The sequence below is a fragment of the Bacillus sp. FJAT-22090 genome (genome assembly GCF_001278755.1).
GTDB lineage: Bacteria > Bacillota > Bacilli > Bacillales_A > Planococcaceae > Psychrobacillus.
The window spans coordinates 484,142-506,216 of record NZ_CP012601.1; the positions used below are offsets into that span (position 1 = coordinate 484,142).

The following is a 22,075-nucleotide window of genomic DNA, read 5'->3' on the forward strand; positions in this document are numbered from 1 at the left end:
AATGGTTACAGCGACAGAAACAAAAAAAGTTGCTTTTGAGATTCTCCGCCAAGATACTCCTGAATCTACACCGTATTGGGAAAAGTTCGAAGTGAACTATCGTCCTAATATGAACGTTATCTCTGCCTTAATGGAAATTCGTCAAAATCCAGTCAATGCTGATGGAAAAGCGACGTCTCCAGTAACATGGGATATGAACTGTCTAGAGGAAGTATGCGGAGCTTGTTCAATGGTTATAAATGATAAGCCACGTCAATCATGTTCAGCACTTGTTGATCAATTGACTCAACCTATTCGTTTGGCACCAATGAAAACTTTCCCAGTAGTTCGTGACCTTCAAGTTGATAGAACTCGTATGTTTGATTCTTTGAAAAAAGTAAAAGCATGGGTTCCAATTGATGGATCATACGAACTTGGAGAAGGTCCTCGTATGCCTGAACGTAAGCGTCAGTGGGCGTATGAATTATCTAAATGTATGACTTGTGGTGTTTGTTTGGAAGCTTGTCCTAATGTTAATAGCGGTTCTAACTTTATTGGACCAGCACCACTTTCACAAGTACGTTTATTTAACGCTCACCCAACAGGTTCTATGAACAAAGATGAAAGATTAAACGCTATAATGGGAGACGGAGGCCTTGCAAACTGTGGTAACGCACAAAACTGTGTAGTTGCATGTCCAAAAGGTATTCCGTTAACAACATCCATTGCAGCTTTAAACCGTGATACAACTGTTCAAATGTTCAAAAACTTCTTCGGAAGCGATCACATGGTCGATTAATAGTAGAAATCGTTTTCTAAGAGCACTATAAAGTAAAATCTGTGTAGAATTTAGTATTCTATGCAGATTTTTTATTTTTTTGCTATAATAAATGAATTAATATTCAGTTATTAGGAGGATGGTTTTCATGAGAGCTAGTTACATAGAAGATATAAAAAGTTGGGAGCAGGAATTTACTTTTTATTCAGAAGTAAGTGTTCGTTTTTCAGAAACAGATATGTTCGGACATTTAAATAATACGGTGACTTTTGCGTATTTTGAGTATGCACGTATTGAGTTTCTAAAACATATAAAGTTAATGAATGATTGGCTAAACCCTACTAATGAAACCATCCCAGTTGTTGCTGATTTGCAATGCGATTACTTGAGACAAGTGTTTTTCGATGAAAAGCTTCGAATTTATGTAAAAATCAATTCTGTAGGTTCTTCATCCATAGATATCCATTACATGGCTAAAAATGTGAAGCAGGAAATCGTCTTCACTGGAAGAGGTACGATGGTGCAAATTGATAAAAAAACAGGAAAAGGATCAAAATGGTCCGAAGAAAAATTAAAAGTTTTTAATAAGTAGGCATCACTAGCCGTCACCTACTTTCCCCATGCTACATACGTTAGTAGAAGAGTGGATAGGGGGGCTATGGCATTGTATGATAGTAATCAGCATCGATCAATACTGACGAGCAGGGAACGTCAAATATTTCAGTTATTAGTAGAGGATTATTCTACAAAAGAAATATCTGTACAGTTATCTATAAGTGAAAAAACAGTAAGAAATCATATTTCCAATACGATACAAAAATTAGGAGTATCGGGTAGGTCACAAGCGATTGTCGAATTATTACGATTAGGTGAACTATCGTTGAATTAATTAGAATCCTTGCCATTTTCCTCAGAACACGTCACAATAATAAATAGAACGTAATGTTTTGAGGAGTGAAGGATTAAATGGCAGATGAAACAAAAAATGCACACCATGATCATCAAGAGGTTGCTTTTTTAGAAAAAGAACTTAGACATATATCGGGCATCATCAAGCAAAAAGGGCGTCAAATTTTAAATGCCTATACAATAACTCCCCCACAGTTTGTGGCACTTCAATGGCTCTTGGAGCAAGGAGATATGACAATTGGCGATTTATCAAATAAAATGTATTTAGCTTTTAGTACAACGACCGATTTAATCGACCGGATGGAAAGAAGCGAACTTGTTCAAAGAATTAGAGATGATCAAGATCGTCGTGTAGTGCGAATACATTTATTAAAAGAAGGCGAACGTATCATTGAAGAAGTAATAGCTAAAAGACAAAATTATTTAGAAGACATACTAAAACAATTTAACAAAGACGAAGTAGCAAATCTATCTACATTATTGGAAAAATTACATCAAGAGATGAAAAAGAACTGAGGAATTAAAAGTGAAAGCCCCGATTGGCGTTATAGACTCTGGAGTTGGCGGTTTAACAGTCGCAAAAGAAATTATGCGACTTTTGCCGAATGAAGAAATTATTTATATTGGTGATACTGCAAGATGTCCATATGGACCGCGTTCAAGCGGAGAAGTACGTAAGTTTACATGGCAATTAGCAACTGCCTTGTCTAAAATGAACATTAAAATGCTGGTCATTGCTTGTAATACAGCAACGGCTGTTGCACTTGATTCTTTAAGCAAAAAAATGCCCTTTCCAGTAATTGGTGTTATTTTTCCAGGCGCACGTGCGGCGATGAAAGCTACAAAAAAAAATGAAATTGTAGTCTTAGGTACAAGCGGTACAATAAAAAGTGGGGCTTATGAAGAGGCTATAACTGCTCTGAATACATCGAGCAAAGTTATACCGCTTGCATGCCCTACTTTCGTGCCTCTTGTGGAAAGCAATGAGTATGAAGGGGAATTTGCCCGTAATATGGTATTTAACACGTTATTACCATTGCAAAATGAACAATTTGATACGGTCATCCTTGGATGTACGCATTACCCTTTATTACAAAAATACATAGAGGAAGCTGTTGGCCCTCAGGTAAAGGTGCTTTCCTCGGCAGAGGAAACAGCCCAGGAAGTATTAGAGTACTTGGATTATCATCAAATGCATAATCCACTTTCGGATTACAAACAGCCAATATTCTATACAACTGGCTCTATTCCAATCTTTAAGACAATTGTCGAGAAGTGGTTAGTACTGCAAAATGCGGATGTAAGAACAATTTCATTTACATGACCCTGTTAACTTGAGAATCCTCGAATAGCGGGGTCTTATTTTGCTTGATGGGTAATAAAAAAGGAGAAGTATATGACAACAAGAACTGATGGTAGAAATGTAGATCAACTAAGGGATATACAAATAGAAACAAATTATTTAATTCATCCAGAAGGCTCCGTATTAATAACAGTTGGACGAACAAAGGTCATTTGTAACGCAACGATTGAAGATAGAGTGCCACCTTTTTTAAGAGGACAAGGTAAGGGCTGGATTACTGCAGAATATTCTATGCTTCCACGAGCTACGCAATCTCGTACACAACGAGAAGCATCAAAAGGTAAAGTAACAGGTCGTACTATGGAAATACAACGTCTAATAGGACGAGCGTTGCGTTCGGTAGTCGACCTAGAAAGCATTGGTGAAAAAACCATTTGGATCGATTGTGATGTTATCCAAGCGGATGGGGGAACCAGAACAGCTAGTATAACAGGAGCATTTGTTGCTTTAACGATTGCACTTGGTAAATTGTATGAAGAAAAGAACTTGCCAGTATTTCCTGTGCGTCATTATTTAGCAGCGACAAGTGTTGGAATTATTGATAATGTTGGTGTTGTATTAGATTTAAACTACGAGGAAGATTCTTCAGCAGCGGTGGATATGAACATTGTTCAAACAAGTAGTGGAGAGTATGTGGAACTACAAGGCACTGGGGAAGAAGCAACTTTTTCGAAAAAAGAGTTATTGGTACTGCTTGAGTTTGGAGAGATTGGTATTCAACAACTAATGAGTGTTCAACGAAACGCACTTGGAGAGTTGGCCAATAAAATCGGTGATAAAGGTCAGGTGTTAGAATGATAAAAATTATTATTGCAACAAAAAACAAAGGAAAAGCAAAAGATTTTGAAGCACTATTTGGACCACTTGGCTATGAAGTCTTAACTTTGCATGATGTTGCAGAAGATATGGATGTAGAAGAAACTGGCACTACATTTGAAGAAAATGCATTGTTAAAGGCGACAGCCCTAGCAGAGCGTTTACAAACGATGGTCATAGCAGATGATAGCGGATTAGAAATTGATGCGTTAGACGGACGTCCAGGCATCTATTCTGCACGATACGCAGGAGAAGAAAAAAGTGATGAAGCAAATATTGTTAAAGTGTTAAAAGAGCTTGAAAATGTGGCTGATTCAAACCGCACAGCAAGATTTGTTTGTGCTATTGCAGTTGCTTCTCCTTCAATTGAACCAATAACAGTAAGAGGGACTTGTGAAGGGGTTATTGCAAGAGAAAAAAGAGGAAGCAATGGGTTTGGATATGATCCAATTTTTTATGTTCCATCTGAAAATAGGATGATGGCTGAATTATCTGGAGAAGAAAAAGGTGCAATTTCTCATAGAGGTAATGCAATTAAAAAATTGTCGGTCAAGCTACCTGAGTTATTGAAGGGCGAATAGGTAGTAGAATGAAGTTATTAATTATCAGTGATACTCATCAGGATACAAAAACAATGGAAGAAGTTATCCAACATCACCATGAAGTTGATACGATCATCCATTGTGGAGATAGTGAACTGGACTTTTCATACTTTGCAGATAAACCAATTTATGTTGTTCGTGGGAACTGTGATTTTGATTTACAATTTCCGGAGGAACAGGTGTTTAAAGTGGGAGATGAAATTGTGTATGTTACTCATGGGCATAAGCATAGAGTGAAATCAACGCTTATGCCACTGAGTTATCGTGCACAAGAATTAAATGCGTCCATTGTGTGCTTTGGTCATTCTCATTTGATTGGTGCAGAAATAAACAATGGCATTCTTTTTGTGAATCCCGGCAGCTTACATAAGCCACGTGGCCGTAAAGAAAAAAGCTATGCTATTGTTGAAAAGCACAAAGATGGGTGGAATGTATTTTTCTATTCCTCCGAGCATATTATTATTGAAAATATAATTTTAAAGTTTTAGTGAAATAGCGTTGACTTAATTCAAAATAGATTATATAATAAATCTTGTCTTTCCTATCTGTGTGGTGGGGGAGTTCTTGTCTCAGTAGCTCAGCTGGATAGAGCAACGCCCTTCTAAGGCGTCGGTCGGGAGTTCGAATCTCTCCTGGGACGTAAACATTAATAATCCAAACCATGATATATCAATGTTTAGACGAATAGGGGTAAACGGTCAGGATTCGAACCTAACTTAAATATCCCTACTAAATATTGAAACGAAACTACCTTCTAATCAAATTTGATTAGGAGGTTTTTTTTGTGTCTAATATATTCAATGGAATATGAATTCTATGTAATCTCTATTTTATTTTCGATAACTTTACTTATAATACTTTGTTTTATTGTCAAAACTATGCAATACCTACTAATGATAGAAGGTTTTATAGTGAAAGGAATCAGTGTCGGACAAATTAATATATTACACGTCATTTTTCTTTCGATGACTGTTATTGGGTTAAAAAATCATGTGACGATCCTTCCGCCAATTTGCAAGTTGTAGGGAGAGATGGCTGGATTAAAGGTCAATTTAAAACCTCAAGTGGAGAACTATATGATTGTAATATTAGATGATATTAAAGTAAAAGTAGATCCAATAGTCAATAATGATGTAGTGAAATTTGATATCAATGTAAGTGTGAATGCAGATGTTAGTGTCTTTCAAGGAAATATAACATCTGAAGAAATTCGAAAGGGTGTTATTAAGCAAGTGAAAAAAGAGATAAACGAAACATATAAAGAAGGCATAAAAAATGATATTGATATTTACCGACTGTCTGAACAGGTTTACAGAAAAAACGTAAAGACTTGGAAAAAACAACAAACAGATGGAAAGATAAAGCTCAACGGGGACTCCATACGAAATCTTAATGTTAGCGTAATCAAGGTCTATTCAGGTAGAAATTCATTTAAAGAAACAATTCAATAATTATCAAAATTTATTCTTGACATTATATAGAAAATCTCAGATAATATATATTGTCTTCCTACTATTTGGATAGGCAGGTAATATTGTCTCAGTAGCTCAGCTGGATAGAGCAACGCCCTTCTAAGGCGTCGGTCGGGAGTTCGAATCTCTCCTGGGACATTTTCTGTGTGTTTTACCTAATAACATGAAAAAGCGTTTAAGATGTTGTTGTTTCAACATTTTAAACGCTTTTTCTTTTTTGTAGTTTTTTAACTGTGTAATCCGTTGATTTCGCCTTCCATTTTCGCCTAAGCAAAAAAATGTATATAGAATATTTATACATAATCGGGATTGGGGGAGCTTGATTGGATACAATCACAAATTATGTGGATCTATGTAGAAAAATCGATACTATTGAAAAGCATTTACTACAAATTGATGAGGATTTAGAGGTTTGGAGAGAAGAAAATAAGCTGTTATTCACAGTGATGAACAGCGAGGAAATTTTCCATACTACACAAGTAAGAAACATTCAGAACTTACGAAACAAAAAAAGTAGGCTACAAAAGATGCATGATTTTTATTTAGAATTAAAGAGTGAGAAAGAAAGCAAAACAAGTATGCTGAAGGGGTTAAATTATCAAATTTCTCGAATGAAATACAAAGAGAATAAATCGTATAAACAAATTGCGGACGAATTAAATTGGCATATACAATATTAAGGACGAACGAGCATCTCATAGAGGTGCTTTTTTATATTCTTATAATTTTATGATATTTATTAGGCGTTCTACTTTCTTCTAATCATTCATATATTTTCAATAAAATGTACAGAATATTTTGTCTTTTTATTATTTTCTTTTATAATTAATTTAAAGCAATAGCAATATTTTCTTTCTATCCTATTTAGTTTACTAACATAAATTATTTCTATTTTAATAAGAGAGAGGTGTAAATATTTTGAAGGCGATATATACAAATGGTACTTTCTATACAATGAATCCTCTTAAACCTACTGTTCAGGCTATTGTTGTTGATAATGAAAGAATTTTAGATATGGGAGCGCATGAAGATATGATTCTTCAATGGGGGAGAAAAGGAACCCCCATTATTAACATGGAAGAAAAAACTATAATACCAGGTTTGATTGACAGTCATCTACATATTTCAAGTGTAGGGATTAATTCTTTAGAGCTTAATCTTATTGGCATAAAATCGAAAGATGAGCTACTAGCTGCGATTAAGAAAAAAGCAAGCACATTATTGCCAGGAGAATGGATTTTAGGTCGTGGGTGGGATGAAAATATTTTTCCTGATAAACGAATTCCTTCCATACAAGAACTGGACTATGTTGCTCCTTACTTTCCGCTTTTTTTACCTCGAATATGTGGACACGCATTTTTAGTAAACAGTCGTGCCCTTTCACTCTGTGGATATCATGCCGATATGTTCATTCCGTACGGTGGCACTATCGTAACAGATCCTACTAGCCATAAACCTACTGGCTTATTGCTTGAAACTGCTTCAACCCTCATTACAAAACATATACCCCAAAAAAGTTTTTCACAGTTAAAAGATGCTTTAAAAAATGCACTACAAGATGCAGTTAGCCTTGGATTAACAAGCATACACACAAATGACCCTAATTATTTAGGAGGTGCAAGTCAAACCTACAAACTATTCAATGAGCTTGTAAATAAAGAAGGCATCAGTCCAAGAAGTAATCTTTTAATGGACTATGATTATTTAGAAGAATTAAAAGCATCCAGTATGTTTACAGGTTATGGAAATAATAAAGTGATGATCGGAGCAATCAAGCTTTTTGCAGATGGCGCATTAGGAGGCAGAACCGCTCTACTTTCTCAGCCTTATGAAGATGATGGAAATAACCTTGGAAATGCGATGTATGATAATGATGAACTTTTTCAAATTATTAAAGATATCCGAGAAAATAATATGCCTGTTGCCATACACGCTATTGGTGACTTAGCTTTAAAAAATGTTTTAGATAGTTTAGATTTATTCGAACCAACTAGATTTAGAGATAGACTCATTCATGTATCTATTTTAAATGAAGTATTGATGGAAAGACTAAAAGGTTCACATCGAATTTCGGATGTACAACCAAAGTTTGTAACAAGTGATTACCCATGGATTATAGATAGATTAGGTGAATACAGAGCTAAGTTTGCTTATCCATTTAAAACACTTTTACAAAACGGGGTATTGTGTGCAGGTGGTTCAGATGCACCAATCGAACCGTTAAATCCATTGTTAGGAATTCATGCAGCTGTGACACGCAAGAAAAGAGAAGAGACTCACGATGGATATAATGTACAAGAGAAATTGTCCATGTATGAAGCGATTCAACTTTTTACTCTAGGAGGTGCTTATGCAACAAACGAGGAATATGAGAAGGGAACACTTGAAAGAGGAAAACTATGTGATATGACGGTACTCTCACAAGACCCATTTCGTATGAAAAGTGCTGATGAGTTGTTGACTACAAAAGTAGAAATGACAGTAATCGGCGGAGAAATTAAATACCGAAATAACGAACTAATTAACTAAGAAAGTAACTAAAACTAAAAAATAAGGGAGGAAATTGAATATGGATGCTGTACTTGAAACAATTGTTGGATGGCTATGGGGATTACCACTAATTTTCACTGTTTTATTTGTCGGGTTATATTTCACCATTGGGAGCAAGCTATTCCAGTTCGGGTATTTACCTCATATCTTTAAATCTACCTTTGGTAAAGTATTTTCAAAGCGAGACAAGTCGAAAGATTTGAAAGGAATATTAACTCCATTTCAAGCCGTAAGTACAGCAATTGGCGGAAGTGTAGGCGTTGGAAATATCGGGGGAGTTGCTACAGCCATCGCAATTGGTGGTCCTGGAGCGGTTTTTTGGATGTGGATCACAGCACTTCTTGGTATGATAACGAAAACCGTAGAAGTAACATTATCTGTTTACTATCGCAACACAGATGAAAAAGGAAATCCGTATGGCGGTCCAACCTATTACATGGAAAAAGGGCTTGGTGAAGAAAAGAAATTTAAATATTGGAAAGTGCCCGCCATTCTCTTTGGTTTTGGAATCTTTACAACGTTTTTTATTACGCTTCAAAATTATACGATTTCTGAAGCATTGAGCTCGTCGTTTAATATTGGTATGATTCCCGCTTCTCTTATCTATTTAACAATTATTTATATCATCATTTACGGTGGCATCAAGCGTATTGGTGAAATTGCCTCTTTACTTGTGCCTTTCATGTGTTTGTTTTATGTTATTGCGGGTCTATTTATTATTTTCAAAAATTACTCCGAAATTATCCCTGTCTTTGGTTTAATATTTGACAGTGCATTTTCTGGAATGGCAGCTGTCGGCGGTTTTACTGGTGCTGCTATTGCTCAAGTAATCCGTATGGGTGTAGCGCGTGCCGTGTATAGTAATGAAGCTGGCTGGGGAACTTCTCCAATGATTCACTCTACAGCGAAAACGGATCATCCTATTAAACAAGGTATGTGGGGAGCAGTAGAAGTTTTTGTTGATACGATTATTGTTTGTTCGATTACAGCTTTTACAATCATCATTACGGGTGTTTGGTCGTCTGGCTTAGATGGTGCTGCATTAACATTGTCTGCTTTTGAAATTGGAATCGGTGAATTCGGTCGTTATATTATCACCATATCAATTTTCTTATTTGGGCTAACAACTTCTACCGGATGGTATACGTACTATGAAATCTTATTAAGACACGTGTTTAAAGACGAGAAAAAGATTACGCTAAAATATAAAATTCTAACCCTTTTCAAGTGGCTGTATCCAATTCCTGGATCATTGATGGTTATTTACGCTGTAATGTATAATCTCCCTGGAAAAGCAGTTTGGTATTTTGCAGACATAACAACTGCCATTCCGACATTTGTAAACTTAGTTGTTATATTAATACTTAGTAAAAAATTCTTTGAATTACTTCGAGATTATAAGGCTAGATATTTAAATATAGGAGTAGTTGACCCAAATTTTAGTGTCTTTTATGAAGATAAAATGAAGAAAGGGAATAGGTAGAGAATATTTAAAACCGCAAAGAATAGTCTTTGCGGTTTTTTCATACTTACTTATTCATATCCGACAATCCAGGGCTATGCTCATTTTGCATATCTGGCATTAGTGGCACTGGGTATCCTTGAGGAGGATCTGTAACCGCAAGAGTTCCATCATTTCTACTTGGTGATTGTCCCTGAAATACTTCAGCTATTCTAGTCGGGTCCAGTCTAAAATTAAATTGGGAATTATGGAATCCCATATCAACATACTTTTTACATTCTGGATACTTGTTAATATCGTAATTAGGAATTGGGAAAATTTTTCCCCAATCTACCCCTAGTGTTTCTAAAGCCTTTGCGAAAGCATTTTGATGTGCATTATCACGTACGATTAAAAAAGCGAGCGTTTCCCGGAAGGTTTTGTTCGAACTCATTTCGTAAATTCGAGTCTTTTGTAATACTCCTGTTGATTCTAGTACAACGTTGTTTAATAAATCCGCAATTAGATTGCCGTGTGCATACACCCAAGAACCGTTCCATGGATTTCCGGCTGCATCTACTGGTAGAGAAGCTTGTGCTCCAACGATAAAATGATGCGGGTTTGCATGTCTTACAGCATCATCTAGTGGGGCATTATCCATTCCAGCGTTTCCTGGAATTGCAGATTCACCTGAGTCATTTAATAACTGATTTATTGTATTTTGTACAAGTTCTACATGGGCGATTTCTTCCAAGAAAACACCTCGAAGCAAGTCGCGAAATTGCGTTTCTTTTCCTCTAAAATTGGAGCTTTGGAAAAAGTATTGCATCATCGTTCTCATTTCACCATAATGTCCACCAAGTATTTCTTGTAAAACTCTTGCTGCTTGTGGATCAGGTTTGTCTGGTGTAATTATATTAATTAGTTCTTCTTTGTAATAATACATTCTTTATTTACCCTCGTTTCAAAATTTAATCGATTCATCATAAAGTGGGTTTAAATGAGTTCAATTATTCACGCTAAAGTTTTTGCTTTTGTTGTTCTCTTTCTTGTTGCAGGCTTTTTCTTTTTCGTTTTATCAAGGGAAGCTTGTAGAGCGGACATTAAATCTGTCACATTGGAAGGGGCAACAGGTTGTTTTTCATCTGTTGCTGTCACTATTTGATTGCCTGTTTTCTTTTCTTCAATTAACTCCATTAGAGCGGTACGATAGTCATCTGTGTACTTTTCAGGATCGAACGCGGTTGTTAACTGATCGACCAATAATAGAGCCGTCTCGAGTTCTCGTTGCACAACTTCTTGTTCGCTAGGGATATTTGGAACGTCTTGAGTGCTTCTAACTTCATCTGGAAAATGAATAGTTTCCATCATTAATGTCTCTTTATACACTCGGACTACCGCTAACTGCTCCTTGGATCTAATAATGATTTTGGCTATGCCAATTTTTCCTGACTCAAGTAAAGCCTTTCTTAAAAGGGAGTAGGCTTTTCCTCCTCCGCTATCTGGAGCCATGAAATAACTACGTTCAAAGTAAATAGGATCTATTTCCTCCAATTTTACGAAGTCGATTATTTCTACTGCCTTATCCTCATTTTCTTTTCTTAATTTCTCCAGTTCTTCCTCATCCAAAATAACAAATTTATTCTTGGAGTACTCATATGCTTTTACGATATCTTCACTTTTTACTTCTTGTTTACACCCTTCACAAACTTTTTGATAACTGATAGGTGTATGGCATTCCTTATGAAGTTGTCTTAATTTAATATCTTTATTTTCCGTTGCAGTGTGAAGCTTAATCGGAATATTAACTAAGCCAAAGCTAATACTTCCTTTCCAAACTGTATGCATGTGCATTCACCACTTTTTCTTTTTCTTCTTACTATGCAATCTTTTGACCATTTTTATGTATTAGGATGGCTAATTGTTCAAAAGCTAGGTAAAAAGAAAATGCGGGTGAAAATGTTGAAACCTATGCTTTTAACAGATGCAACGGAAATTCCAGTAGGAAAAGACTGGTTATATGAACCAAAATATGATGGTTTTCGGTGCATTTTAGAATGGGAAAGTGAACCAATACTAAAAAGTAGAAATGGGAAAATACTTAACCTGATGTTTCCGGAGATTATTAATTATTGTCATGAAATTTATGAACAAATTCAGTCTTACTTGCCTTTAACACTCGATGGCGAGTTGGTTCATTTAACGAATAATTTTAATAGTAACTTTTCTGTTGTCCAATTGAGAGGAAGAATGCGTAACGAAGATGTCATTCAAAACCATGTACAACGGTTCCCATGTCATTATGTTGCTTTTGATCTTCTTGTTAATAAAGGAGAAGGTCAATTCGATCTTTCTCTTACAAAGCGAAAACAGCAATTGCAAAAACTATTTCAGAAGCTAAATCTTCCTCTTTCCATAAATTATGAAAATGTACAGCGACTGCAAGCAATTGAAGTTTACAAGGATGATAAAACCTTATGGAATCAAATTGTAGTGAATAATGGAGAAGGGATAATCGCAAAGAGAAAAAATAGTATATGGATTAGTGAGAGGCGCACCGGTAACTGGTTGAAAATAAAAAACTGGAAATTTGTTAGTGTGATTCTAACCAAATTTGATAAAAGTAATAATTTTTTTCATGGTGCTATTTACTTGAATGAGGAACTTGTAGAAATAGTTACGTTTCTTCATGGACTAAAGGAAGAAGAGTTAAAAACATTGGCAACACTATTTCAATCCAATGGAAAGAAGGTAAATAAAAACATTTGGGAAATAGAACCTTCGATATGCGTGGATATCGCATGTATAGATTTTGATGGAAAAAGTTTAAGAGAACCAAGATTCCATCGATTTAGCTTTGAAAAGGAGCCACATGAATGTCAGTGGCAACAAATGCAAAGACAACTATTCCCTTTGCCAGAAAAGGTTACAATCACTCACCCAGATAAACCGATTTGGCCAGCTAATGGTCTTCAAAAAGATGATTATTTATTTTATTTACAAAATATTTCCTCTTTTATTCTTCCTTTTTTAAGTGACCGCCAGCTTACGGTTATTCGATATCCGCATGGAGTTCCTGGAGAAAGTTTTTATCAAAAAAATTTCCCTGATACTGTTCCAGATTTCATTAAAACAGAACAGATGGAGGATAACCGTTACGTGATGTGCAATGATTTGGAATCATTGCTTTGGCTTGGAAATCAGCTGGCATTAGAATTTCATATACCTTTTCAGCCTATCTACACAACTAAACCGACTGAAATAGTTTTTGACCTTGATCCTCCTTCTGTGCACGAGTTTTCCTTAGCGGTTGAAGCAGCATTAAGAATGAAAGCTATATTCGATCATTTTGAACTTCCATCTTTTGTTAAAACTTCTGGTGGTAAGGGGTTACAGGTTTATATTCCATTGCCTTTGAATAAGTATTCTTATGATGATACCCGCGTGTTTACAAAGTTTGTTTGCGATTTTTTATGTGAGCAGGAACCAAAATGGTTTACCACCGAGCGCCTAAAAAAAAATCGTAATAACAAATTATATTTGGATTATGTTCAACATCACGAAGGAAAAACGATTATCGCTCCATATTCTACTAGAGGAAACGAACATGGTTTTGTTGCCACTCCATTAATTTGGGAAGAAGTATGTGACTCTTTAAAGCCAGACTTATTTTCTATTCATTCTGTTTTGGAACGTATAAAAAAAATTGGCAATCCATTTCGTGACTTTCGTCAAGGAGTCGAGGAGCAAAAACTTGAAAATGTACTACAGCAGTTAAAAGGGGATTAAAATTACTCATAATTACCATTGATTAAAAACGTATGTTCTGTATATAATAAGAACAAACGTTCTTAAGGAGAGGTTAATGTGAAGGATGAAATTTCGAAGTATATGCGTTATGGACAATTACTGGATGTAATGTATCTATCGAGAAGTGGTGAGGTGACGAAAAGGCGAATAAAGGTTTTGAAGTTACAAGGAGAATCATTTCAAGTGTATTGTTTCACTCGAAACGCAAAACGAACTTTTCTTATTGGCAACGTTCTCGCATGCATCCCTGTCATTAACAGAGAGAAGGATGTTATCTAATGTCTTCCTTTGATGATTTTATACATGAAAAACTGGACTTATCAAAAGTGCAGGATAGAGGTTCTAAAAAGTGGGTGGCGATGATGTTACCTGAACATCTCAAGCTTATTAGACAATATAATGATGACTCAAAAAAAATACCTAAACCTGAATTGAATGAGTGGGATCTTGAGGCCATACAAGAATCAATCGAACTAGCGATGAAAAGGAACGTAGAAGTAAAAATTAAACTATGGAAAGATGGTGGATTTACTATATATGTTGGAAAGTTGATATGGGTGGACTTAAATCGACGATTAATTGAAATGGAAGATACCTTCAAATCATTCTCTTTAAGATTGGATGAAATAGTTGATATCACCTTATTAGAATAGAAAGAAGGTTCTTGTCGTGGATCAAGAGAAAAAAGAGGTAGAAATAAATGAATTAATAGAAGAATTGATGAATCAATACCCACATCAAAATATAATGGATGCCCTCGATTATTTAGCCTCCTCTTCTCTAATCGAGGGAAAGAAAGAATCTAAGCACAAATACACTACATAAGGTCATTTAAGTAGGAATCACCTTTTCATATTACTTTTTTCTCATTATGAAAAACTATTAAAATTTGTGTTTAACTCGACTAGAGGTGGGAATATAAATAGTGAGCTTGATTACCAAGCTTGAAAAAAATGAAGGAGGAATTACCATGGCAAACAACCAGAACAATCGCAACAGAAACAACAATGGAAGCATGAGTTTCGAAGAAGCGGGACGTAAAGGTGGAGAAGCTACCTCCCGAAATCACGATCGTGACTTTTACGAAGAAATCGGTCAAAAAGGCGGAGAAGCACGGCGTGGACAAAACAACGACAACGATAATGGCAAAATGAGCAGAGAAGAAGCTGGCCGTAAGGGCGGAGAAGCTCGTAGCAGACAACGTAATAACAATAATTAATTAAAAAATTGTCAATTAAAAATTACAATTGAATAGCTAAATAGAGTTATATTGTAACTCAAAGACAGCCATAGTTGAATTACAACTATGGTTGTCTTTTTTATGATTGAATAGTTTATTCAGGGAGATAGAAAGTACTCGCCGAATAGAAAGGGAGATAGCGACCGAAATTGCATCTTCGGGAGCTTGAAAGATTAGTAGGACAAAATTTATTCTCTAATTATCCATAATGCTTTCAACCAGTCTTCAAAAGTTGCAGAAGTGCGACGGACAGACAGAAGTAACAAGATTACCGAAAAAAGAGAGTAGAGGCGTGACACTAGTCACGCCTCTACTCTCTAGAAAAATCACACGGTTATGATGAACTCCCGTCCTGTCCACAAGCACTCCAGAAAATTTTTGGAAACAGGTATTGATAGGGATTTTCTACAGAAAAAAACTCAGTACATAAAGATTGAAATAAAATAAAAATTGTTATATATTATTTCCTGTTGGAAAAAACATGAAAACACAATGAATGTCATATTCTTATTGATATAAATTTATAATTTTGAACTATAAGGAGAAGAACAAAGAATAAATGAACGATAAATATACAGAGAAAAATCTTTGTGAATTGATAAGTGCAACGATGCAGTCAGTGGAAATGGATGTTCAATTAAGACAAGATAACTCTGGAGTTAATATGAGTTATAACTTTATCGGAGATTATGTAGGTTTTGATGCAAATCGTTTAATAGAAGCAAAAGAGGAAATGCAAACAACCATCTCCTTGGAGGTATATATAAAAACGATAACATTGCATGAGTTGGGTCATGCAATTGATCGGAAGGCTCTATTGGAAACGTTAGACCGAACGATAGAGATTTTTGACGCAAAAAGGAATAATTCTCTATATGAACTTTATAATCGTGTAGATTTACTTTCGATGGTAATAGAAGAACATGAAATGAATCTTATTTTTGAAGAAATAGCATGGGAAAATGCACAAAAACTTAACGAAAAGTTTCATATTGTCGAAGAGAAATGCTTCGAAGCTATTAAAAAGTATAGCTTAGAAACATATACTGACTTATATCATGAAGACTTGAATTTATATGAAAAACTAGTAAAAGAGCACACTGTACAAATTGCTTAATATAAAATGCCAACTGAACCTAGAATTCAGTTGGCATTTTTTCTATTTATAAAAATGTAACCATGCTTCATATATACCTCCGGCAAAATGCTCGGTAGCTCGGTAAAGATAAGGGTGGTTTTTCATTTGAACAAGTTCCAGTTGAGCATTTCCTACGATGACAGAAGGATGACCCAAGGCAAGCATGTCCATATCATTTCCCGAATCTCCAGCGATAAGAACTTTAACATCTTCATTTGCATAACTTTGAAGGATATAATTTAAAGCTTCTCCTTTACCACTATTCTCAGGAAGAATATCTACATCCCGATTGGAACTAAAAATAAGCTTATGCGGAATATTCTCTTCCACTAAAGCTTTTTCAAACTGTTTTACGACTTCCTCATTTTGATCGACGGTAAAAGAAATTCGTTTAGTACTTGGAAGAGTTTGTCTTTGAAGAGCAGGAAAGAAACTGGCAAGCTTGATGATACGTTCAGGGTTCCAATTAGTATGCATTTTTTTTGCCCAAGTAGTATCTTCAGTAAGTTTTTCTGAAGTATAGATTGCTGCACCGACATCTGTTATAAGAATGTCCGGCTTCGGTAAATTCTCAATTTCAATTAAAGAAGAAACTGATGCAAAATGTCTTCCTGTAATATAGACAAGTTCTACCTCTATATTAGAGTTTTCATAATGCTGCAATAATCTTTGAAGTGCTGATGGATCACCTACAAGTGTTCCATCAAGATCAGTTGCTAACATATATGGTTTTTTTCTCACCAATAACCACCTCGTAAAGTGAATCCATTTTTTGTGCCAAAGTGGTCCAATTGAATTCCTGATTTGCAAAAATGGCAGCGCTTCTACCAAGCTTGTTCGTGAAGTTTCTATTAAAGAGTACTGTACTCATTGCTTGAGCTAAATTATATTCATTACCTTTTTCAATATGCAATCCGGTAACTTTATTTTTAACAACATCTTTTAATCCCCCAACTTTGGAAGCGATAACAGGACAGCCGCAAGCTTGTGCTTCTGCAGCAACCATCCCAAAAGATTCATAGAAAGAAGGTACTACGACAGCAGTCGCATGATTAAAAATAGTAGCTAGTTGTTTTTGTGATTTCGCTCCTAGGAACTCGATTCTATGCTCAAGTCCTCTTATAGCAGCTCGGAGGTTTCTATCCTTTGGTAATTTGTTGTACGAATCCACACATTCTGCATCTCCACCTGCAATGAGAAGTTTCGTAGTAGGCTCAAGATCATTCTTCTCGACAAGAAGACGGAATGCATTTACAAGGGTATAGATTCCCTTTGTTTTTTGTAATCTTCCTGCAAATGCAAAGTAAGGGTTTTTGCCTTCTACACTAGTTTTTAGTGGACGGAAAGCTTGATCTACTCCGATAGGAATCACTTTAATTGGTGATGGATGATCAACAAAACGATGGATGAGATTTTTTTCGTTTTTTGTAGTGGCAACAATTGCGTCTACAGAGGTTAAAATCATTTTCTCTGTGCAGAGTCTGACAGGTTCTGAAATTCCAGTGGCTTCTTCTTTCGCAACACCAAGCGAATGATTTGTATGAACCCAAGGAATCATGTAATCAGCTTTTACATAAGAACCTAAAAGTCCAGAAAGCCAGTAATGGGAGTGAACTAAATCGTACGATGTAAGATCAATTGTTTCTTTCATTTCTTTATAAAAGACCGGGAGCAAATCATATAATTCACTTTTAGGAACGTAGGTTTTCTTACCCGCTCCTATTCTAATAACTCGACAAGAGTAACCAAAGCTTTCAATTTGTGGATCTAACGGGTTACACCAATGTGTAATCACATCCACTTTATTTCCTTCTTTTTCAAGGGATAAAGCAAGTTGCTTTACATAATTATTTTGACCGCCAGCTTGCTCACTACCTAAAGGAGCAAGGGGATCACCATGATCTGAAATAAATAATATATTTTTTTGCAAGTTTGTCTTCCCCTTTCTAGTTATTAGCCTATTAATCTATTTCCCTATAATCAGAATAATTAAACATCCCTAACGATAAAAAATACCCACCTTTTAGGAGGATATTTACCAATTGGTTTTAATTAAAAATAGGAAAATGGTCAAAAGTGAGATAGTATAGAAATATTAGCGATTGTAAAGGTAGGCGAGTGAGTTGAAAAAAAAACATTATAGCCTAAAAAACAATGAGAATATTATTTTTTTCCCAGGAATGATTGATAAACTAATTGAAGATGGTTTAGCATTTGCGGAAGAAAATAATTATATGAAAGCGACTGAATGTTTTGATGAAGCAAAAAAGTACGTTGAGTTAGATGACATGATTCTAAGCATATATATTCTCGCTTTACTAGAAACTAGAAGACAGCAAGAAGCGAAGGAAATATGTGAGGATTTGATGAAGAAAAGGTCACCTATGTTTGAGCAAATCGTTGAATTATATTTGACAATTTTACTTGATTTGAAGGAATATGGTGAAGTAGATAAAGTATTAAACAGATTACTTGTCGATAAAAGATTTCCAAATGATCGAAAACAAAATTTTCTACAATTAAAAGAGTTAAGTGGAAAACTTGCCAAGGAACAAGAAAGTCTACTAGACACGGATCAATCTTTCACACCCGACAATGAAAAGTTTAATATAAATGAATTTACAAAGTTAAGTGTTGAAGAACAAGAAAGATTGTTGCAAGAATCTTTTTTCCGAGATGTTACAGATGTTATTCCAAGTATTAGAGATATAGCAGAAAATAGTAGCATCTATCCAGCTATTAGGTCACTTGCGCTTTTAGTGCTTGGCGCAATTGGTGAGACAACCGAGGTAGAAATTGAAAAATTTGGATATAAAGCAAAGGTCAACCCTGTGAATCCACCTACACCAAATGCTGTAGACCGAATAGAATCTATAAATCAACAGGTACATGAATTTTTAGAAAAAGATCCGTCGAAATTCGAAATGACAATCGGATTAGTTCATAGTCATGCCTATGCGTTGTTCCCATTTGATTGGGTCGGATATAGTGATCAAGAAGTAGCAAAAGGATATGTGGACTTTGTAGAATCATTGTTTGGAAATGGAAACGGACAAAAAGATGAACTAAGTAATCTGATAAAACGATTAGAAGACTCAACGGTAATAGTTGAAGAGGAATAATGTTGAAAGTATATGCATCTATGCTATAATATACAAGTTGTCAATATAATTAGTGAAAACCTGTCCTGTTCTATTACAGGCTACTAAATTATGTAATTTATTTTTGGAGGTAGAATATATGTCAGTGAAATGGGAAAAACAAGAAGGAAACAATGGACTTTTAACAGTTGAGGTTCCTGCAGATGTAGTTGCAAAAGGATTAGATCAAGCATTTAAAAAAGTTGTAAAGCAAATTAACGTACCTGGTTTCCGTAAAGGAAAAATGCCACGTCAAATGTTTGAAAAAATGTATGGTGTGGAATCTTTATACCAAGATGCATTAGATTTTATTCTTCCACACGCTTATGGCGATGCAGTTGAAGAAGCGGGAATCACTCCTGTAGATCAACCAGAAATCGATATCGTAACAATGGAAAAAGGACAACCATTAGTATTTACAGCTAAAGTTGTTGTAAAACCAGAAGTTACACTTGGAGACTATAAAGGTTTAGAAGTTACTAAATTAGTTACGGAAGTAACAGATGCTGAAATCGAAGAACAATTGAAAAACCAACAAACTCGTTTAGCTGAACTTGTTGTAAAAGAAGATGCAATCGTTGAAGGTGATACTGCTGTTATCGACTTCGAAGGTTTCTCTGACGGTGTTGCTTTTGAAGGTGGAGCAGGAACAGATTATCCTTTAGAAATTGGTTCAAACTCTTTCATCCCAGGATTTGAAGAGCAATTGATCGGCTTGAAAACTGGCGAATCTAAAGATGTAGAAGTAACATTCCCTGAAGAATATCACGCAGCTGAATTAGCTGGTAAGCCAGCAGTATTCAAAGTTACTGTGAAAGAAGTTAAAGGAAAAGAACTTCCTGAACTTAATGATGATTTCGCTAAAGAAGTAGATGCTGAAGTAGAAAGTATCGATGCTTTACGTACAAAATTAAAAGAAGTAACTGCAGAAGAGAAAAAACAATTAGCTGAACAAAGTCTTCGTGATGATTTAGTGGAAGCTGCTGCTGCAAATGCTACAATCGACATTCCAGAAGCAATGGTTCAAACAGAAACAGACCGCATGCTACAAGAATTTGGCCAACGTTTACAACAACAAGGTATGAACTTAGACCTTTACTATCAATTCTCTGGTCAAGATGAAGATGCACTTCGTGGTCAAATGGCAGAAGATGCTAAAAAACGCGTTCAAGTTTCATTAACTTTAGAAGCGATTGCTGAAAAAGAAAATCTTCAAGTAACAGAAGAAGATATTAATGCAGAACTTGAAAAAATGGGTGCACAATTCAATATGTCTGCTGAAGATATTAAAAATGCACTTGGTGGTACTTCTGTTCTTGAGAATGATGTACGTTTCCAAAAAACAGTGGAATTCTTAGTAGAAAACGCTAAAATTTCATAATTTCACATAAAAGCGTTATAATAAATAGAACAAGGTACAGCGAAAATTGTCTGTGCCTTGTTTTATCCATACATAGATTTTCGGATAATTAAAAACATACTTAAACTTATTATTTGATTCCTTGTAAAGAATCTTGTAAGATAATTGCTTGAATAGGGGTGAATATTTTGTTCAAATTCAATGATGAAAAAGGGAACTTAAAATGTTCTTTTTGTGGCAAACCACAAGAACAAGTTCGTAAACTAGTTGCTGGACCTGGCGTATATATTTGTGATGAATGTATCGACTTATGTTCTGAAATTGTAGAAGAAGAGCTAGGTGTAGAAGAAGAAGTAGAATTTAAAGAAGTTCCTAAACCAAAAGAAATTTTGTCAATACTAGATGAGTATGTAATAGGTCAAGAACGAGCAAAAAAATCACTTGCGGTAGCTGTCTATAACCATTACAAACGAATCAATTCAAATAGCGTGATTGACGAGGTAGAATTATCTAAGTCAAATATAGTCTTAATAGGACCAACAGGTAGCGGTAAAACATTACTTGCTCAAACTCTTGCACGAATTCTAAATGTACCATTTGCTATTGCAGATGCTACATCCTTAACAGAAGCCGGTTATGTTGGAGAAGATGTTGAAAATATTCTTCTAAAGCTAATTCAGTCTGCGGACTATGATATTGAACGAGCAGAAAAAGGTATTATTTATATTGACGAAATAGATAAAGTAGCGCGTAAATCTGAAAATCCATCTATTACACGGGATGTTTCAGGTGAGGGTGTACAACAAGCACTTCTAAAAATATTAGAAGGAACTGTAGCAAGTGTTCCACCGCAAGGAGGACGCAAGCATCCACATCAAGAATTCATTCAAATCGATACAACGAATATTTTGTTTATCGTTGGTGGAGCATTTGATGGCATTGAACAAATTATTAAACGTCGTTTAGGTGAAAAAGTAATTGGTTTTGGTGCCGATCCAAATAAAGTTGAGCTAGATCAAGGAACTCCATTATCTCAATTAATACCTGAAGATTTATTGAAATTTGGTTTGATACCAGAGTTTATTGGTCGCTTACCTGTATTGGCAAGCTTAGAACAATTAGACGTGAACGCTCTAGTACAAATTTTAACAGAACCGAAAAATGCACTTGCGAAACAATATCAAAAGATGATTGAACTAGATAATGTAAAATTAACTTTTGAAGATGACGCACTAGTAGAAATAGCGAAGCAAGCTATTGAACGTAAAACAGGTGCACGTGGACTTCGTTCTATAATAGAAAACATTATGCTTGATGTAATGTTCGAGCTACCATCGAGAGAAGATATTGTAGAATGTGTGATCACAAAAGAAACAATTACAGAAAATGCATCTCCTAAGCTTTTATTGGCAGATGGTTCCGAAGTAGAAAAAGACAACGAAAAAACATCGGCTTAATTATGCCATTGAATAAGCTG

25 protein-coding genes and 2 tRNA genes are annotated in these 22,075 nt (G+C 35.3%); 23 read left to right on the forward strand and 4 right to left on the reverse strand.

Annotated features, from left to right (window positions below; translation table 11 throughout):
• The first annotated feature begins 1 nt into the window (after position 1).
• The 14 genes from sdhB to AM499_RS02535 all read left to right on the forward strand — a co-directional run bounded on the left by sdhB (position 2) and on the right by AM499_RS02535 (position 9,952).
• Positions 2 to 778 (forward strand): succinate dehydrogenase iron-sulfur subunit, encoded by a 777-nt coding sequence (gene sdhB / locus AM499_RS02465; protein ID WP_053588712.1) that lies wholly within the window; start codon positions 2 to 4, stop codon positions 776 to 778.
• 127 nt (positions 779 to 905) lie between these two features.
• Complete coding sequence (locus AM499_RS02470; RefSeq protein ID WP_053588713.1) at positions 906 to 1,349, forward strand: acyl-CoA thioesterase; 444 nt, start codon at positions 906 to 908, stop codon at positions 1,347 to 1,349.
• 66 nt (positions 1,350 to 1,415) lie between these two features.
• Positions 1,416 to 1,646, forward strand: coding sequence for a helix-turn-helix domain-containing protein (locus tag AM499_RS02475; RefSeq protein ID WP_053588714.1), 231 nt, complete (start codon positions 1,416 to 1,418; stop codon positions 1,644 to 1,646).
• 77 nt (positions 1,647 to 1,723) lie between these two features.
• On the forward strand, positions 1,724 to 2,182 hold the full coding sequence (locus AM499_RS02480) for a MarR family winged helix-turn-helix transcriptional regulator (RefSeq protein ID WP_053588715.1): 459 nt from the start codon (positions 1,724 to 1,726) through the stop codon (positions 2,180 to 2,182).
• Between the two features lie 10 nt (positions 2,183 to 2,192).
• Positions 2,193 to 2,990, forward strand: a complete 798-nt coding sequence (gene racE / locus AM499_RS02485; RefSeq protein ID WP_053588716.1) for a glutamate racemase — start codon at positions 2,193 to 2,195, stop codon at positions 2,988 to 2,990.
• Between the two features lie 72 nt (positions 2,991 to 3,062).
• Positions 3,063 to 3,827 (forward strand): ribonuclease PH, encoded by a 765-nt coding sequence (gene rph, locus AM499_RS02490; protein ID WP_053588717.1) that lies wholly within the window; start codon positions 3,063 to 3,065, stop codon positions 3,825 to 3,827.
• Complete coding sequence (locus tag AM499_RS02495; protein ID WP_053588718.1) at positions 3,824 to 4,426, forward strand: XTP/dITP diphosphatase; 603 nt, start codon at positions 3,824 to 3,826, stop codon at positions 4,424 to 4,426. The genes rph and AM499_RS02495 overlap by 4 nt, the downstream gene beginning before the upstream one ends.
• Before the next feature lie 8 nt (positions 4,427 to 4,434).
• Positions 4,435 to 4,935: a metallophosphoesterase family protein gene (locus AM499_RS02500; protein WP_053588719.1), complete on the forward strand. Its 501-nt coding sequence runs from the start codon at positions 4,435 to 4,437 to the stop codon at positions 4,933 to 4,935.
• A 78-nt stretch (positions 4,936 to 5,013) separates the two neighbouring features.
• Positions 5,014 to 5,087 (forward strand) — tRNA-Arg (locus AM499_RS02505).
• Between the two features lie 391 nt (positions 5,088 to 5,478).
• Positions 5,479 to 5,898 carry a Ger(x)C family spore germination C-terminal domain-containing protein gene (locus AM499_RS02515; protein WP_053588721.1) on the forward strand — a complete coding sequence of 140 codons (420 nt, stop codon included), beginning with the start codon at positions 5,479 to 5,481 and terminating at the stop codon, positions 5,896 to 5,898.
• Positions 5,899 to 5,983: 85 nt separating this feature from the next.
• A tRNA-Arg gene (locus AM499_RS02520) sits at positions 5,984 to 6,057 on the forward strand.
• Between the two features lie 185 nt (positions 6,058 to 6,242).
• On the forward strand, positions 6,243 to 6,599 hold the full coding sequence (locus AM499_RS02525) for a hypothetical protein (protein ID WP_053588722.1): 357 nt from the start codon (positions 6,243 to 6,245) through the stop codon (positions 6,597 to 6,599).
• A gap of 238 nt (positions 6,600 to 6,837) precedes the next feature.
• Entirely contained in the window at positions 6,838 to 8,448 is a 1,611-nt protein-coding gene (locus AM499_RS02530; protein WP_442853780.1) for an amidohydrolase, read from the forward strand.
• A gap of 40 nt (positions 8,449 to 8,488) precedes the next feature.
• Positions 8,489 to 9,952: an alanine/glycine:cation symporter family protein gene (locus AM499_RS02535; protein WP_053588723.1), complete on the forward strand. Its 1,464-nt coding sequence runs from the start codon at positions 8,489 to 8,491 to the stop codon at positions 9,950 to 9,952.
• A 46-nt stretch (positions 9,953 to 9,998) separates the two neighbouring features.
• On the opposite strand, the gene AM499_RS02540 is transcribed toward AM499_RS02535, so the two are convergent.
• The gene (locus AM499_RS02540; protein WP_053588724.1) at positions 9,999 to 10,856 is read right to left on the reverse strand and encodes a manganese catalase family protein; all 858 of its coding nucleotides are present in this window, start codon (positions 10,854 to 10,856) and stop codon (positions 9,999 to 10,001) included.
• 68 nt (positions 10,857 to 10,924) lie between these two features.
• Positions 10,925 to 11,758 carry a non-homologous end joining protein Ku gene (gene ku / locus AM499_RS02545; protein ID WP_053588725.1) on the reverse strand — a complete coding sequence of 278 codons (834 nt, stop codon included), beginning with the start codon at positions 11,756 to 11,758 and terminating at the stop codon, positions 10,925 to 10,927.
• 114 nt (positions 11,759 to 11,872) lie between these two features.
• On the opposite strand from ku, the gene AM499_RS02550 reads away from it, so the two are divergent.
• The 6 genes from AM499_RS02550 (at position 11,873) to AM499_RS02570 (ending at position 16,077) form a co-directional block, all read left to right on the forward strand.
• Positions 11,873 to 13,699, forward strand: coding sequence for a DNA ligase D (locus AM499_RS02550; RefSeq protein WP_053592070.1), 1,827 nt, complete (start codon positions 11,873 to 11,875; stop codon positions 13,697 to 13,699).
• Positions 13,700 to 13,777: 78 nt separating this feature from the next.
• Positions 13,778 to 13,999, forward strand: a complete 222-nt coding sequence (locus AM499_RS02555) for a hypothetical protein (protein ID WP_053588726.1) — start codon at positions 13,778 to 13,780, stop codon at positions 13,997 to 13,999.
• Positions 13,999 to 14,373 carry a YolD-like family protein gene (locus AM499_RS02560; protein WP_053588727.1) on the forward strand — a complete coding sequence of 125 codons (375 nt, stop codon included), beginning with the start codon at positions 13,999 to 14,001 and terminating at the stop codon, positions 14,371 to 14,373. Before AM499_RS02555 ends, AM499_RS02560 begins: the two co-directional genes overlap by 1 nt.
• A gap of 16 nt (positions 14,374 to 14,389) precedes the next feature.
• Entirely contained in the window at positions 14,390 to 14,545 is a 156-nt protein-coding gene (locus AM499_RS21550) for a hypothetical protein (RefSeq protein ID WP_156316733.1), read from the forward strand.
• Positions 14,546 to 14,690: 145 nt separating this feature from the next.
• Complete coding sequence (locus tag AM499_RS02565) at positions 14,691 to 14,939, forward strand: KGG domain-containing protein (RefSeq protein WP_053588728.1); 249 nt, start codon at positions 14,691 to 14,693, stop codon at positions 14,937 to 14,939.
• Positions 14,940 to 15,519: 580 nt separating this feature from the next.
• The gene (locus AM499_RS02570) at positions 15,520 to 16,077 is read left to right on the forward strand and encodes a hypothetical protein (RefSeq protein WP_053588729.1); all 558 of its coding nucleotides are present in this window, start codon (positions 15,520 to 15,522) and stop codon (positions 16,075 to 16,077) included.
• 42 nt (positions 16,078 to 16,119) lie between these two features.
• Here AM499_RS02570 and AM499_RS02575 read toward each other — a convergent pair whose 3' ends face one another.
• Both AM499_RS02575 and AM499_RS02580 read right to left on the reverse strand, forming a co-directional pair.
• Positions 16,120 to 16,839, reverse strand: a complete 720-nt coding sequence (locus AM499_RS02575) for an HAD-IIB family hydrolase (protein WP_231687518.1) — start codon at positions 16,837 to 16,839, stop codon at positions 16,120 to 16,122.
• The gene (locus AM499_RS02580; RefSeq protein WP_053588730.1) at positions 16,808 to 18,028 is read right to left on the reverse strand and encodes a glycosyltransferase; all 1,221 of its coding nucleotides are present in this window, start codon (positions 18,026 to 18,028) and stop codon (positions 16,808 to 16,810) included. The genes AM499_RS02575 and AM499_RS02580 overlap by 32 nt, the downstream gene beginning before the upstream one ends.
• Positions 18,029 to 18,221: 193 nt before the next feature.
• On the opposite strand from AM499_RS02580, the gene AM499_RS02585 reads away from it, so the two are divergent.
• From AM499_RS02585 to clpX, 3 genes are all read left to right on the forward strand, one after another.
• Positions 18,222 to 19,220, forward strand: coding sequence for a DUF3196 family protein (locus AM499_RS02585; RefSeq protein WP_053588731.1), 999 nt, complete (start codon positions 18,222 to 18,224; stop codon positions 19,218 to 19,220).
• Positions 19,221 to 19,338: 118 nt separating this feature from the next.
• On the forward strand, positions 19,339 to 20,619 hold the full coding sequence (gene tig / locus AM499_RS02590; RefSeq protein ID WP_053588732.1) for a trigger factor: 1,281 nt from the start codon (positions 19,339 to 19,341) through the stop codon (positions 20,617 to 20,619).
• Positions 20,620 to 20,786: 167 nt separating this feature from the next.
• Complete coding sequence (clpX, locus tag AM499_RS02595) at positions 20,787 to 22,055, forward strand: ATP-dependent protease ATP-binding subunit ClpX (protein WP_053588733.1); 1,269 nt, start codon at positions 20,787 to 20,789, stop codon at positions 22,053 to 22,055.
• The last annotated feature ends 20 nt before the right edge of the window (positions 22,056 to 22,075 follow it).

Coding starts and splice junctions, on each gene's coding strand:
- sdhB (WP_053588712.1), top strand. CDS start 2: ATGGTTACAGCGACAGAAACAAAAAAAGTTGCTTTTGAGATTCTCCGC.
- tig (WP_053588732.1), top strand. CDS start 19,339: ATGTCAGTGAAATGGGAAAAACAAGAAGGAAACAATGGACTTTTAACA.
- AM499_RS02470 (WP_053588713.1), top strand. CDS start 906: ATGAGAGCTAGTTACATAGAAGATATAAAAAGTTGGGAGCAGGAATTT.
- AM499_RS02540 (WP_053588724.1), bottom strand. CDS start 10,856: ATGTATTATTACAAAGAAGAACTAATTAATATAATTACACCAGACAAA.
- AM499_RS02570 (WP_053588729.1), top strand. CDS start 15,520: ATGAACGATAAATATACAGAGAAAAATCTTTGTGAATTGATAAGTGCA.
- AM499_RS02475 (WP_053588714.1), top strand. CDS start 1,416: ATGGCATTGTATGATAGTAATCAGCATCGATCAATACTGACGAGCAGG.
- AM499_RS02535 (WP_053588723.1), top strand. CDS start 8,489: ATGGATGCTGTACTTGAAACAATTGTTGGATGGCTATGGGGATTACCA.
- ku (WP_053588725.1), bottom strand. CDS start 11,758: ATGCATACAGTTTGGAAAGGAAGTATTAGCTTTGGCTTAGTTAATATT.
- AM499_RS02565 (WP_053588728.1), top strand. CDS start 14,691: ATGGCAAACAACCAGAACAATCGCAACAGAAACAACAATGGAAGCATG.
- AM499_RS02560 (WP_053588727.1), top strand. CDS start 13,999: ATGTCTTCCTTTGATGATTTTATACATGAAAAACTGGACTTATCAAAA.
- AM499_RS02500 (WP_053588719.1), top strand. CDS start 4,435: ATGAAGTTATTAATTATCAGTGATACTCATCAGGATACAAAAACAATG.
- AM499_RS02515 (WP_053588721.1), top strand. CDS start 5,479: ATGGCTGGATTAAAGGTCAATTTAAAACCTCAAGTGGAGAACTATATG.
- rph (WP_053588717.1), top strand. CDS start 3,063: ATGACAACAAGAACTGATGGTAGAAATGTAGATCAACTAAGGGATATA.
- AM499_RS02480 (WP_053588715.1), top strand. CDS start 1,724: ATGGCAGATGAAACAAAAAATGCACACCATGATCATCAAGAGGTTGCT.
- AM499_RS02495 (WP_053588718.1), top strand. CDS start 3,824: ATGATAAAAATTATTATTGCAACAAAAAACAAAGGAAAAGCAAAAGAT.